At 71.0% G+C, this 13,132-nt stretch carries 9 protein-coding genes; 1 reads left to right on the forward strand and 8 read right to left on the reverse strand.

The window, feature by feature from the left end; all coding sequences use genetic code 11:
• Positions 1-5: 5 nt before the first annotated feature.
• The 3 genes from K4S16_RS16570 to K4S16_RS16580 form a co-directional block, all read right to left on the reverse strand.
• Entirely contained in the window at positions 6-1,139 is a 1,134-nt protein-coding gene (locus K4S16_RS16570) for a hypothetical protein (protein WP_149259834.1), read from the reverse strand.
• A gap of 240 nt (positions 1,140-1,379) precedes the next feature.
• Positions 1,380-1,973, reverse strand: coding sequence for a hypothetical protein (locus K4S16_RS16575; RefSeq protein ID WP_149259835.1), 594 nt, complete (start codon positions 1,971-1,973; stop codon positions 1,380-1,382).
• A 109-nt stretch (positions 1,974-2,082) separates the two neighbouring features.
• Positions 2,083-2,772: a DUF2202 domain-containing protein gene (locus K4S16_RS16580; protein WP_149259836.1), complete on the reverse strand. Its 690-nt coding sequence runs from the start codon at positions 2,770-2,772 to the stop codon at positions 2,083-2,085.
• A 169-nt stretch (positions 2,773-2,941) separates the two neighbouring features.
• On the opposite strand from K4S16_RS16580, the gene K4S16_RS16585 reads away from it, so the two are divergent.
• The gene (locus tag K4S16_RS16585; protein WP_200841915.1) at positions 2,942-4,309 is read left to right on the forward strand and encodes a sensor histidine kinase KdpD; all 1,368 of its coding nucleotides are present in this window, start codon (positions 2,942-2,944) and stop codon (positions 4,307-4,309) included.
• A 33-nt stretch (positions 4,310-4,342) separates the two neighbouring features.
• Here K4S16_RS16585 and K4S16_RS16590 read toward each other — a convergent pair whose 3' ends face one another.
• The 5 genes from K4S16_RS16590 to K4S16_RS16610 all read right to left on the reverse strand — a co-directional run bounded on the left by K4S16_RS16590 (position 4,343) and on the right by K4S16_RS16610 (position 12,934).
• On the reverse strand, positions 4,343-5,035 hold the full coding sequence (locus tag K4S16_RS16590) for a response regulator transcription factor (protein WP_149259838.1): 693 nt from the start codon (positions 5,033-5,035) through the stop codon (positions 4,343-4,345).
• A gap of 147 nt (positions 5,036-5,182) precedes the next feature.
• Positions 5,183-6,808: a DUF2235 domain-containing protein gene (locus K4S16_RS16595; RefSeq protein WP_149259839.1), complete on the reverse strand. Its 1,626-nt coding sequence runs from the start codon at positions 6,806-6,808 to the stop codon at positions 5,183-5,185.
• A 20-nt stretch (positions 6,809-6,828) separates the two neighbouring features.
• Positions 6,829-8,538 carry a thiamine pyrophosphate-binding protein gene (locus K4S16_RS16600; protein WP_149259840.1) on the reverse strand — a complete coding sequence of 570 codons (1,710 nt, stop codon included), beginning with the start codon at positions 8,536-8,538 and terminating at the stop codon, positions 6,829-6,831.
• A 54-nt stretch (positions 8,539-8,592) separates the two neighbouring features.
• Entirely contained in the window at positions 8,593-9,990 is a 1,398-nt protein-coding gene (locus K4S16_RS16605; protein ID WP_149259841.1) for a hypothetical protein, read from the reverse strand.
• A 13-nt stretch (positions 9,991-10,003) separates the two neighbouring features.
• Complete coding sequence (locus K4S16_RS16610) at positions 10,004-12,934, reverse strand: peroxidase family protein (protein ID WP_149259842.1); 2,931 nt, start codon at positions 12,932-12,934, stop codon at positions 10,004-10,006.
• Positions 12,935-13,132 lie beyond the last annotated feature (198 nt).

Consider the following 13,132-nt stretch of genomic DNA (forward strand, 5'->3'; position numbering starts at 1 on the left):
GCCCCTCACGGACCGCCTGGCCCGCGCGGGTCGGCGGCATCTGTTCCGAGCTGCCGGGGTGCTTCTCGTCCTGGTCGGTCTCGCGCGATGCGGTCGCGCAGGCTCGGTGGCTTCATGCCGAGCGGGCCGGGCTCCGGCGAAGCGATGGGGAGGCGTTCCGAACCCACCACACCCCTCCCGAAAGGCTTCCTGGGCAATGGCGGGTTCTGGTCCGGGCCCGACGCGGAGGGCGCGGTCCAGACGCCGGATGTGCGCCGGGACGGCCGAGTGGACCTGGTCCGCTCGTGACGGGGGAGGAACCAGATGGCCGCGAGATTCAACAGCAGACCGCCCGTCAGGCTTGCCACGGGCTCGGCTCGTGGCTCCCATCCGTGCCCGTACAGTGCCGTCGAAACGAGCAGCATTTGCGGGTTGGCCGTCATGATGACGAGGAATCCGACGATGAGCAGGCGGCAGTGCTGGAGGGCGATCTGTATCTGCCCCGCGGCCAGCGCGGTCGCGGCGATGAACAGGTAGGGGTCGAGAGAGGCGGCGAGGTCGTCGAGCGGGGCCTTGACCGTCGCCATGCCCGTGAGCGCGACCTCGCCCGCGCCGATCAGCATCCCGGCGCTGATCCCGTAGGTGATGCCGCTGAGCGGCCGCCCGTGCGCGCCCTTGCGCCTCAGGTCGCTGACCAGGAACAGGACGGCGGGGAGGGCGAGCGAGGGGGAGATCGCGGCCACCAGCACCGGATCCGCCGGCACCCGGTCGAAGGAGTCCGCGCCGTCGGCGGCGTCGGCGTAAAGGACGATGGCCGCGGCGGCGAACGCCATGCATACCGCTTCACGGAGGCCGAGCCGTTCGCCCAGCCCGATGCCCGCGATGAGGGGCAGGAGCGCCAGCCCGGCGAGCATCGCAGGCTGGACGGCGGACAGCGGGAGCGCCGTCAGTGCGGTGTACTGCAGCGCGAATCCCACGCCGACGACGGTGAAGCCGATCGCCCAGGTCCGGCTGGAGAGCATCGCGGCGGCGAGCGCGAAGGGCCGAGCGCCGTACAGCGAAGGCATCCGGTTTGTGGCGGTCTTGAGGAATGCCATGCCGACGAAACAGGCGCCGGTCGACAGGAACGCGACGATCGTCGCCCAGTGCCCCAGTTCCATGCTGCGCGTCCCCTCGCCATTGAGGTTCCGGGAGCGGGCACCGGGCCGGGGACCCGGTAACGGAGCCCCTGCCCTTGATCACGCCGCGGAGGCCGGTCGCGGCGTGACGCGGCGCGATCGCGGCAATGCTCGAGGATCGAACCTGGACGATCATCTAAGGGGATCCAGCCCTCACCGGTCGGTGGTGAAGATCAGGGCCGGCGGAGCGAGTGGTGGCGGTGGGCAGCGGCGCCTGCCTGCTCAGTTCGCAGGACGGGCCGGGACCTTGGGGCCGCCGCTTTCCCTAAGGCGATCAAGACGGGCCATCCGTTGCTCCCACTTCGGCGTGTACAGCCGTTGGGGATCAAGGTATTTGAACGGAGTCCTGCGATGGAGTTCAAGGGACGCGTCGATGACGGCCCAGCCGAACGCCTCCACCGTCGCACGATCCACGGCATACACGAACCGTCGATGCACTTGGGCTGTGACGAGCAATGAGAAGGCCGGGGATACGACGAGCGGTACGGGTTCGGCCCATCCCGAAAGCGAAGCCGACACCCCGCCCATGATCAATGCCATGAGCAGGAGAAGGAAGCCCGTCCAACCCATGTGCCGCCAGTAGCGAGGAGAGGTGGCGGCGCCGACCAAGGCACCGGCGATCGCCGCCTCCTTCTCGGCGGTCTCAAGCCCGTCGAACCTGGTGTCGACGATCAGGACCGGCCTTCTCCGGGACATTCGCGGACGCAGTCCCGTAGGCGCCCAGGATGAGAACCGCGCTTGTCTCACCGCAGGCTCGCCCACATTGAGCTTCGCGGCGTAATCACAGGCGAGGGCGCGGATGTGGTCGATCTCCACGGAACACATGATCGCAGAGTGCGGGCCCAGAATTCCGAGAACGACTGCCACGTCGACGCGCGCTCGCCGCCCGTTCGGTCGGGAGAACGGGCGGCGATGCGCGGGTGGTTCAGCTCCCCCACTCCTGGAATGCGGCCAGGTGCCGCTCCGAGGTGGCGATCAGCCGGTCGTAGAGCCGCTTGACGTCCGCCGCCTTGGCGTCCTGGGCGGCCTTCCGCATCGTCGGGAGCTGCGTCTTCTCGGCCGTCGCGCCGACCTGGAGGGCGGCCTGCTCGTTCGCCGACCCCTGGGCCAGCAGCCGGTCGTACTCGGCCTTGACGTCCGCCGAGGCGAACTGCCCGGAGCTCCTGCCCTCGGTGGGATCGCTGATCCCGTACCGGTCGAGCAGCGTGCGGACCGCGCTCAGGTGGTTACTCTCGGCCTTGGCGATCCGGTCGAAGACGCGCGCGTCGTAGCGGGCGGCGAACGCCGTGTACAGGTCGTGCGAGAGCTTCTCCTCCTCCGCCTGCGCGGCCAGAGCCGTCTTCTGCTCGGCGGTCACGGTACCGCTGGGCGCCGTCAGGCAGGTCCCGTCACCGGGGCCGCGCTCGGACCGCCCCATCCCGTCGCCGTGCTGGAACCGCCCCATCCCGTCGTCGGCTCCCCGCGGGCGGGGGTCGGCGGCCTGGCTCGCCGCGGGCGGTCCGCCGGGTCCGCCCGGCCCGGCCCCGGCCAGGACGGGCGCCGCGACGGCGATCCCGCCCAGCGCCAGCGCACCGCCGGTGGTGAGCGCGATGGCCGTCTTTCCGATGCGCTTCATGGCCTCTCTCTCCTGTCTTCAGTCGGTCCCTTTCGCCGTCGTCTTCAACCTGCTCCTGCGCTCTGCAGCCGGGATGTGGGACATGTGGAGACCGTATGGAGCTGCGGGAACACCCTCTGGTCCCTGGCAGGGAACGGGCGCCGCGGGGTATCCAGGAGGTGTGAGAGGCGTGCGGCGGAACGGCGGCGGGAGCCTGAGGCGGCGCCTGTTCGCGGCCTTTCTTCTGGTGGCGCTGACCTCACTCGCCGTCCTGACGGCGGCGGCTCTGATCGGCACCGACCGGGGGCTCGGCGCCGCCCGCCAGTCCGAGCGGGAGCGGACGGCCGAAAAGGCCGCCGCGGCGGCCGCCGCCTCCTACACGGCGGCGGGCGGCTGGGCGGGAGCCGACCTGCGGGAGGCGCGCGCCATCGCCGCGGGAGCCGGCGCCGGCCTTTTCGTCCGGGACGCCGAGGGAAACATCATCGCCTCGCCGGAGAATCCGGGTCCTGCCACGCGGCCTGGTGGACGACCGGGGGGTGGTCACGGCCCGGGCCTCGGCGCCGGCCAGGGCACGGTGGCGAAGCCCGTACGGACCGCCGGCAGGACGGTCGGCTCCGTGCGGCTGGCGTTCGGCGCCCCTGCGGCCTCGTCCGGGCGGGACGTCGCCTGGGCATGGATCCTGCCGGCCGCCGCCGCGGCGGTGGCGGCCGCGGCGGCGGCGAGCTGGTACGTGAGCCGCCGGCTCACCCGGCCGCTGGCGCGCCTGGCAACCGCGGCGCGGGCGCTCGCCGCGGGCGACCGCTCGGCCCGCGCCGGGGCGAGCGCGCCCGGTGAGCTGGGCGAACTGGTCACGGCCTTCGACCGCATGGCCGACGAGCTGAACCGGGCCGAGCTCGGCAGGCGGCGGCTGGCCGCCGACGTCGCCCACGAGCTGCGCACACCCCTGGCGGGCCTGCAGGCGGGGCTGGAGGAGCTGCGGGACGGGTTCACCGAACCGGATCCGGCGCGCCTGGCCGCCCTGCACGACCAGTCCCTGCGGCTCGGCCGGATCGTCGGCGACCTCGCCGAGCTGTCCGCGGCGGAGTCGGCCGCCCTGTCACTGCGGCCGGCGGACGTCGACATCGGCGCCGTGGCGCGCGAGGCGGTCGCCGCCCGCCGCGCCCAACTGGACGCGGCGGGTCTCACCGTGCACACCGGCATCGCCGACGGCGTCGTGATCCGCGCGGACGCCGACCGGATCCACCAGGCGCTCGGCAACCTGCTGTCCAACGCGGCCCGCTACTGCCGTCCCGGCGACTCGGTGACGGTGCGGGTCCGGGCGCAGGGAGACGAAGCCGTCATCGAGGTGGCCGACACCGGTCCCGGCATCCCCGCCGCCGAGCGCGCCCACGTCTTCGAACGGCTCTGGCGGGGGTCGTCCGGGCGCCGGGTCGCCGGCTCGGGCATCGGCCTGGCCGTGGTGCGCGAACTGGTCGCCGCGCACGGCGGCACGGTCACCGCCTCGTCACCGGACGCGGGCGGCGCGACCTTCACCATCCGCCTGCCCGTGCGCCGGTGAGCCGCCCACACGTTGAGCCCGTGCCGGGCCGTGCTACGTGTCGCGCTTGAGCCCGAGGCGGTAGCCGACACCGAGCACGGTCTCGACGACGCCGGCGCCGGCCGGACCGAGCTTGCGGCGCAGGTTCTTCACATGCGAGTCGATGGTCCGCTCGTAGCCGGCGAACTCGTATCCGCGGACACGGTTGACCAGCTCGTACCGCGAGTACGCCCGTCCCGGGACGGCCGCGAGCGCGGTGAGCAGGCTCCATTCGGTCGGAGTGAGGTCGAGCGCCGCACCGTCCAGGGCGGCCTCGTGCCGCTCCTCGTCCAGCAGCAGCCGCCCGTCGCCGTAGCTCGCCGCCTTCGGCGCGACGGTGCCCCGGGCCGCGCGGTTCAGCACCGCCTGGACCCGCAGCACCACCTCGGTCGGGCTGAACGGCTTGGTCACGTAGTCGTCGGCGCCCGACTCCAGGCCCCGGATGCGGTCCTCGACGGCGCTGCGGGCGGTCAGCACGACCACCGGGACCTCGCCGTCAGCGCGGGCCGCGCGCAGCACGTCCAGTCCGTTGACGTCGGGCAGCCCGAGGTCCAGCACCATCAGCCGGACGGAGCGCTCGGACACCAGCCGTATCGCCTCCGCACCCGATCCGGTCGTGACGACCGCGTATCCGGCACGTTCCAGATAGCGGCGCAGGAGCTCACGGATCTCCCTCTCGTCCTCCACGACGAGCACGCTGGCGGTCATGCCTCCTGACTAGCTCGGGCCGGGCGGTCCCGCGAGAGACGAAGGGCTCGCTCCGGACGGGACGTTCGCCTCCTGCGGGCCCGGCGCCCGCACAGCGAGCACAATGATGCCGGTCACTAGCGTGCTCCGGCCGTTTCCCGGCCATGGCTATGGCGCACGCCCCGGCGCGAGCCCGGCGAGACTCACGGCGCGTTCGCCGCGGCCCGCGAGGACCATGGCCACCGTGAGACGCACACTCCCCCGGTTGTTGCCGCTGGACCCCCAGGCGTCGTTGGCGAACGTGTAGAGGTAGCCGCCCTTGCGCACCCGGCACCGCGTCCCCGCGCCGATCGGTATGCGTTCATGGTCGGTGATCTCGCCCTTGACGCTCACCGCGTCGTTGGCGACGACTCCCACGAGCGACATCCACGGAAGGCTCACCTCGCGGCGTGCCCCGATCGAGTGGGCCGCCCGGTTCCCGGTCGCCGCACGGAAGAGCCGCTCGACCCCGCCGAGGAGGGTTCTCGCGAGGCGGAGGCGCTCGGTCAGCGGGTTGAAGCGGCGCAATCCGCCGGTGCCGGCGGGACTCGACACGATGCCGCCGTCCAGCCACGTGCCCTCGGCGGTGAAGTCGTACTCACCGGCCTCCAGATAGAGCCCGGTCTCGTTCCACGGCTCGCCGGCGAACACCTCGACGGTCTCCGGGCGCCCTGGGGTGAGAACCCTGGTGGGCCGGTAGGGCCCCGTCGTGATGTGCGGCGTCCGCTGCCGGTCGTACACCGACCGGTGGACGTCCGGGTCACGCGTGCTCGGGTCGATCTTGGGAACCGCGCGCGGCCGCGGCTGAAGCGCGATCTCGAGCAGCGGCCGGAGTCTGAGGTCGGCCAAGGGCTGGGCGACCGCGATCATGCCGCGGTCGTCGTCGTGCAGAAGGTCGAGGGGATCGGGCCGGATCTGGTCCAGCATCGTCCTGCGGAAGCCGAGCGGGAGCTCACCGCCGCGGACCTCGTCGATCATCCACTGGAGCGCACCGTCGCTCAGGCCCGTGCGAGGGTGGCCGCCGCCCACGTCCTTGTGGCTGCCCGGGAACCACACCTGCTTGACGTCCTGCCCGCTGGTGAACGGCTCGGCCCACAGTGTCGGGACGTAGGGGCCTCGGCGCTCGTCCATCGCCACCGCGTGCCGCGCGTGCTTGATGTACGGGTTGAGCTTCAGGTCGTGAAAGTCATGACCTCGGGACGGGTCGAGCAGGTTGAGCCAGCCGAGGTAGTCGGGGACGCCGAGCGAGCCGACGGTGTCCCACACTCCGACGAAGTGCACCGGGATCCGTTCCCGGTCGTCCGGGTCGTACTGGAAGGCCAGGCCCTGCCGCCATCGCCGGCCGGTACCGCGCCTCCGGTAGCCGTGATCGTAGATGTGCTGGATCCTCCCGCGGACTGCCGCCTCGTCCAGCGCGGTGGGGTCGATCAGCCCGCAGGCCGAGATCATGCCGGCGAGGCTGCGGGCCGTGTACGCGCCGCGGCTGAAGCCGAACAGCCAGATGCGGTCGTCCGGGCGGTATTCGCCGACCAGCCAGCGGTACGCCTCCAGCACGTTGTCCGACAGCCCCAGCCCGAACGCGCCTCCCAGCAGCCTGTTCCGCAACGTGCCCACACCCGGCTGATAGCAGGACAACTGCCGGTGACCATCCTCGTCCGTGCGGTCGAGGGCGTTGTACAGCCGTCGCACGTTGGTGACGGAATCCATCTCCGGCGTGTTCCATGTGCCGTCGCAGCACACGATGAGATGACGCATACCGTCCTCCGTAAATGGCATCATCGGTCGCGGAAGCGTTTCTCGAAGAGCTCGACCATTCCGGCGATCACGCCCTCGGGCGAAGGGCTGTAATGCGGAACGGCCCACCGGGTGATGGCGGCGTCGATGACCGTGGGGCGGCCCGAGGCCAGCGCCGCGCTGAACGCTTCCTCGAACTCCTCCAGCGTCTCCACGCGGTATCCGTCGGCGCCGCATGCCCGGGCGTACGCGGCGAAGTCCGGATTCTCGAATTCGACGAGCCCGGACTCGCCGTAGGTGGCGACCTGGAAGATCTTGATCAGCTTGAACTCCCGGTCGTCGAAGATGATCCAGATCACGGGGACGTCCTGTTCGACCGCGGTCATCAGCTCGAAGCCGGACAGCGAGTAGCAGCCGTCGCCGCAGCCGACGACGACGGTCCGGTCCGGCTGCGCCAGCTTCGCCCCGATGGCCCCGTTGACGTGCCCGGCCATCGGTCCGAACGAGCCGGCCTTGCGGAAGTTCTGGCCGTCCTCGAGCTCCACGTAGTAGCCGAGCCAGGCCAGGTGCGCGCCGGCGTCGGCGAGCAGGATCGCGCGCGGTGGCAGCATCCGGCCGATCGCCTGCGCGAGCTCCCCGGGATGGATCTTCCCGGTCAGGTGGACGATGTGCCGCGCCTCCCAGTCCCTGCCGTCGACTTCGGCGGCCGGCACCTCGCCCACCTTCTCCTCCAGGGCGTCGGTCAGGGCCGCCACCGCCGGCCGGGCGTCGGACAGGAGTTCGTGGTCGGGCCTGAACGCCTTGCGGAACTCGACGTCACTGATGTTCACGTGGATGAGCGTCTTGCCGTCGAACAGGTCCGGGCGGTAGTTGAACGTGGCGTGCTGGTTGAGGGAGTTGCCGATGCACAGCACGACGTCGGCCTCCCGGAACGCCTTCCAGGCGCTCGCATGGCCGCTGTCGGCGAAGACGCCCACCGAGAGCGGGTGCCCCTCGGACACGATGCCCTTGCCGTCGAGCGTGGTCAGCAGCGGGATCTGGAACCGCTCGATGAGCCGCCTGACCTCCTTCCCCGCCCCGCTCCGCACGGCGCCGAACCCCACCAGCGCCACGATGCGCCTGCGGTCCGCGATCGCGTCCGCCAGGACGGTTGCGATCTCCTCCACGCGGGACGGGTCGGGAAGCACGGGCGCGACGTCGAGCCGGACGGGCCGGGTCTTCTCGACCTCCACCCCCCGATCGGTCAGATCCTCGGGCACGTGGATGTGCACTGGACCCGGCCGCCCGGCGAACGCGGTGTTCACCGCCTCCTCGACCACGTCGCAGGTATCGGCGGCATCGGTGAGCAGGAACGACTTCTTGGTGGTGGCCGCGAACATGGCCTGCGAGTCCGGCGTCCCGTTCAGGCCGGAGGTCTCGTTGAGCGACCCCCATCCCTGCCAGTGCCGGGAGGCGTATCCCGAGACGGCGAGGACGGGGTAGGAGTCGGACAGCGCCACGGCCAGGCCGGAGAACAGGTTGAAGGCCCCGGGCCCGGCGGTGGCGAAGCAGAAGCCCAGCCTGCCGGTGTACATCGCGTACCCGCACGCCATGAAGGACGCGGCCTGCTCGTGCCGTGCGATGACCGGCCTGATCCGATCCGAGTGCTTCAGCGCCAGCATGAGACCGGCGGCGTTCTCCCCGGCACCGCCGAAAGCGGCGCCGACGCCGATGTCCTCCAGGCATTCGACGATGGCCTCGTAGACCCGCATCGTCCCCGTCCCCCTTCCGTCAGCCGGCCGCGACCGCGGGCCGCCCGCGCCGATTCACGCGGGCCGCCCGTCACCTGGCGTGCCGTGCCACCGCTCCGCATGCCGGGCGTGCGCGTCGGTCGTCCCGTTCCTGAAGAAGCGTTCGTAGTATTCGGCCTCGATATGGTGCGTTTGCAGCCATACGCCGGGCACGTAAATGGCGTCAGCATGTGCCGGGAACCGCCCGTGCGTGTCGTGTATGTACGTACAGACGTCGCGCGCGCAGTCGATCACCCGCTGGTCGTACGCGCTCGCCTCGGCCAGGTACCGCTGCCCGTAGTCGCCCTTGTAGATGCGGGCGAAGAGGTCCTTGTCGGCGTAGACGCCGTCCGGTCCGAACTTCGCCGCGACGACGGCGTCGACCGCCTTCCGCATCGACGGGTAGTTGGGCGGGCAGGCGGCCTTGATGAGGTGCTCTCCGCCGACCCTCAGCCCGATCGGATGGGAACGCGCTGAGGCGTACTTCGGCAGGGGAATGTGCCAGCGCAGGACATCGGCCGGACGGAAGCGCGGCGTGACGAAGTCGAATCCCAGCATCCGGCCGTAGGTGCGGGAGAACTTCGGATCGCCCAGCGCGATGAGCGGGTGGATCGTGGCGTGGATCCAGGCGCCGAGGCCCATCGCGTCCGAGACCAGCATCATGTTCTGCAGGAGCAGGTCGGCCTCGATCTGGGTGCGCATCGGCCCCAGAGCGCCGAGCGTCAGTTTGATGTCGGGGTTCAGGAAGCCGTTCCGCACCCATTTCCGCACGCCCGCCGGGCGGTGGAAATTGCGGTCGTCGAGGATGACGGGCCTGGCCCCGTCCGGCTGGGTGAGCAGATACATCAGCGCGTTGATGTACTGGTGGGAGAGGTCGACGACCGGCAGGAAGACCGTGGTTCCCGGAATGTTGGACAGGAAGCGGTTGGAATCCAGATAGGCCGGGAAGTCGCGCTTGCCCTCCGCGACGTCCAGCCGGTGGTCCAGGACCTTCACCTTGGCCTCGCGCGCCCGCTCGACCAGCGCGGCGGCGTCGAACGGCCGGTCCGGGGCGGGCGGCAGCTTCCGCAGGTAGTAGGTGCCGGTGTCGTTGATCATGAAGAAGTGGGTGCCCTGCGCGTTGTCGGGGCTGCCCGCCGTCCGCCCGGCCATGGTGAGGTTCGGCTTGGCCATGATCGACGTCCCGTCCCGCGGGTCCTCGAACAGGCGGTCCGGCATGGTCAGGCCGGAGCAGCCGGTGAGCGCGATCAGCACCGCCTCCTCCAGTTCCTCCAGCGGCATCGGCCGGTGCGGGGAGCGGTAGCTCATCGAACCGGCGGGGACGTCGGCGCCCCGGCTGACCCGGTGGGTCCGCCGCCTCCAGATGGTCTCCAGCACCGGCTGGGATCGGAGGGCCTCCAGGCCCCGGTGACCGGTCAGGTGATCCACGGACATGTCGCTCTCCCTCTCAGCCGTGCCGGACGCCGGGCGCGGACCCGTCCGCGGCGGCCCGCCGCCAGGGCGCGAACGCGCTGGCGGTCCTGGGCAGGACGGCGGCCAGTTCGGGGCAGTGGCGCAGGATGACGCTCGTCATGCCGTTGCGTTCGATCCAGTCCATGCCGAGCGGCGTGTAGATCTCAGGCCGGAAGTCGACGGTGAGGAACCGGTCGCTCTGCAGCCGGCGGCTTGCCATGAGGATGAAGACGCGGAAGGCCGTGTCGCTGAAGCCGAAGCCCTCGGGCGGATTCTCGGCGAAGAGGCCGACCATGGTGTCGATCTCGTCGACCGTCCGGTACAGGTCCCGGAGCCGGGCCACCGTCTCCGGGTCGGTGCTCACGTCCTCGAAGCGCCGGACGCGGGGCTTGTGCAGGCCGGTCCGGAAGTCGTTGTAGCGGGGGACCCCGCGCCGGCGGGTGCGCACGAGGTCGACGACCGACAGGTCGATCACCTCGCCGTCCCGTTCGAACGCCTGCAGTGCGCGCGGGTAGTTGTACAGGGTGATGGCACCCGGGTTGGCGATGCCGAGCGAGTAGAGAGAGTCCGTCAGCCCGACGTCGCGCATGACACCCTCGGTGGCGCTGCCCTGGAGATCGGTGAAGCCCAGGGTGCGGAGCGTCCGGCCGGATCCGTGCCCGGCCAGCTCGAAGTCGTCCGGGATCAGCGGGTGCATCCGGTAGACGGTGACGAAGTCCTCGGTGAGCGAGTAGGGCGTGCCGTGGTGGTCCGGCAGCGTCTCGGGGATGCCGGTGAGCGCGTGCTCGTCGACCAGCCACAGCCCCAGCCGGGTCAGCCAGTTCCGCGGCGGGCCCGACCAGTTGGCCGTCAGCCCGATCTCGATCAGGTCGGTGGCGAGGATGGCCGGGGTCCACTCGATGGTGTGGATCTTGGCGATGAGGGCGGAGACGATGAGCCGCGCGGTGTGGTAAACGCTCTCCTCGTCCATGCGGGGGTACTCGCTCCGCAGGGCGTCGCACACGGTGTTGTGCTCGCGGGCGAAGAGGGTGTGCATGGCGCTGAGGCCGAGCCACCAGTTCTCCCTGAAGCCGGTGAGCGGGATGCCGTCCGCGCCGCTCGGCAGATGGCCGTTCTCCAGGCGCAGGGCGGCGCCCCCGTCCGGCTCTCGGAGGGACCGCGCCATGGTCTCGTCGCCGCCGTAGACCTCCGAGCCGTCCCACCAGTGGGAGGCGGTGTTGGAGAACAGGATCGGCGGCTGCCCGGCCGTCGGTCCGCCGGGCTGGACGCCCTCGTTGTCCGCGAAGCGCATCACGTTCTCCGCCTCTCCGCCCGGGGTGTTGCGCCATGTCATGCCGGGCGGCAGCGGCACCTCTACGTTCTTCGTCCCGGTCGCGTACCGCTTGTGCGCGACCCAGTCGTGCACCTGGAACTGGATCCACGCGGCGGCGATGATGTTCAGCGACCGTGCCGGGATGAAGGACCTGCGGTGGAGCAGTTCCCTGCTGACGGCCACCGGGTTGGGCTCGTCGAAGAGATGCGGCTGGTAGACGGGGGCGAGGTTGCGGCCGAAGGGTGAGCCGACGGCGCCCATCGTCGGCGCCGAAAGGTCGTTGCAGCTGCCGTCGTAGCTGCGCCTGACCCGCATTCGCTCATCGACGGGCGGGGGCACGGGGTGAGCGTCCGGAGGGGCCTCGCGGGCCTCGACGTCGATGAGGTTGCGGCGGCGCAACTCCTGCCGGACGGCTTCGAGGTTGAGGAGGCCCGCCGGCGTGGGCAGCCTGTGCCAGGGAACGCGCTTGTTGAGCACGCGGAAGCCGGCCTGGAGGAGCCCCGCGGCGACGGCGTTGCGCTTCGGGGTCGGCGTGCTGAACCGAAGCCCCCGGCGATGGGCGCTGGACGCCTCGTACACGGCCTTGCGGGCACGGTTCATGTTGCCGAGCGGCCGGAACTCGTCCGTGGTGTTCCAGGGGTCGAACGCGAGCTCGTCGACCCGGGCCGCGATGGTGCGCGCGTCCGCAGTGTCGAGGTCCTGCCTCGGGATCGTCAGCGTCCCCACCACGACGGGCGGTGCGTCTTCGTCCGCCCAGTCGGCGGCGCCGTCCTCGATGGGCGTCCGCCGGGGGTCCACGTAACGCTGCACGGCCAGTTCGAAGCTGATGTCCGCCCCGGCCAGCCGTGCCGAGATCTCGCGCGTCAGGTAGTCGGGATCGGTCTGCGACGGTGGAGGCGCCGGCGCCGCTCCCGCGGAGGGCCGGAGCCGGTAGCGCACCGGTCCGGCGTCGCCCCACAGGATCGCACCGCGGCTCCAGTACGTCTCCATCGCGAGGCTCCGCACCCTGTGCCGGACGCCCGCGGTCACGTTCCGCCGCATGCGCGTGGCGGTGGACCATCCCACCGCCACGGGCAACTTCACGAACAGCGCCACACCCTTGCGCAGACGGGTGTTCGCGCCCGCCATCGCCTGCGCGAACGCGACGAACTCGCGCGCGTTCCGCGCGTGCGAGACCGGGTAGTTCGTCATGAGGAGGTCATGGGCCTCGTCGGGGCCCGCCTGGATCCGCAGTGCCGCACCGCGCAGGTCCGGCGCGAAGTCCGGTCGCCGCGCGCCGCCCGCGTTGGACAGCCGGACGACGACCGGGTAGGAGGCGCCGGGCCGCGCGAAGCCGGCGCACAGGTCGTCGGGAAGATCGGGACGGAACGTCAGCCTGGCGTTCTCGACACCGAGGACCGCCTTGGCGTGGAAGGCGCGCTCGATCCCCGCCGCGCCGCCGCGCTTCTTGATCTTCAACTGGACCCGCATGATGTCGCGGGCGAGCTTCTCGAAGAGCACCCGCTCGACCTCGGGGCCCCCTCCCACGTAGCGCTCGTACCCGCCCGCCGGGGGAGCCTTTCCCACAGTGCGCTCGTGCCGCTCGGTCTCGTACATCCGCCCGCCGCCGATCATCTCATCGAGCCGAAATTTCCCCTTTTCGTCAACGCCGATCCTCACATGCGGCGAAACGGATTCGAATAACACTACGGCAAGATCCTGGAAATCATCCTTTAAATGCACATTTAAACTAAAGACCTCCACCGCATTACCCAAAGGCCGGCATACGCCAGCAACTGGGCACGGGGTTCGACGGCGCCAGAACGCCCGCGC

Source organism: Actinomadura sp. K4S16 (assembly GCF_008327685.1).
In the GTDB taxonomy this organism is placed as follows: domain Bacteria; phylum Actinomycetota; class Actinomycetes; order Streptosporangiales; family Streptosporangiaceae; genus Spirillospora.

Bases quoted from the DNA above. Each gene is read 5' to 3' on its own strand.
- K4S16_RS16605 (WP_149259841.1), bottom strand. From the start codon at position 9,990: ATGTCCGTGGATCACCTGACCGGTCACCGGGGCCTGGAGGCCCTCCGA.
- K4S16_RS16580 (WP_149259836.1), bottom strand. From the start codon at position 2,772: ATGAAGCGCATCGGAAAGACGGCCATCGCGCTCACCACCGGCGGTGCG.
- K4S16_RS16595 (WP_149259839.1), bottom strand. From the start codon at position 6,808: ATGCGTCATCTCATCGTGTGCTGCGACGGCACATGGAACACGCCGGAG.
- K4S16_RS16610 (WP_149259842.1), bottom strand. From the start codon at position 12,934: ATGATCGGCGGCGGGCGGATGTACGAGACCGAGCGGCACGAGCGCACT.
- K4S16_RS16570 (WP_149259834.1), bottom strand. From the start codon at position 1,139: ATGGAACTGGGGCACTGGGCGACGATCGTCGCGTTCCTGTCGACCGGC.
- K4S16_RS16590 (WP_149259838.1), bottom strand. From the start codon at position 5,035: ATGACCGCCAGCGTGCTCGTCGTGGAGGACGAGAGGGAGATCCGTGAG.
- K4S16_RS16600 (WP_149259840.1), bottom strand. From the start codon at position 8,538: ATGCGGGTCTACGAGGCCATCGTCGAATGCCTGGAGGACATCGGCGTC.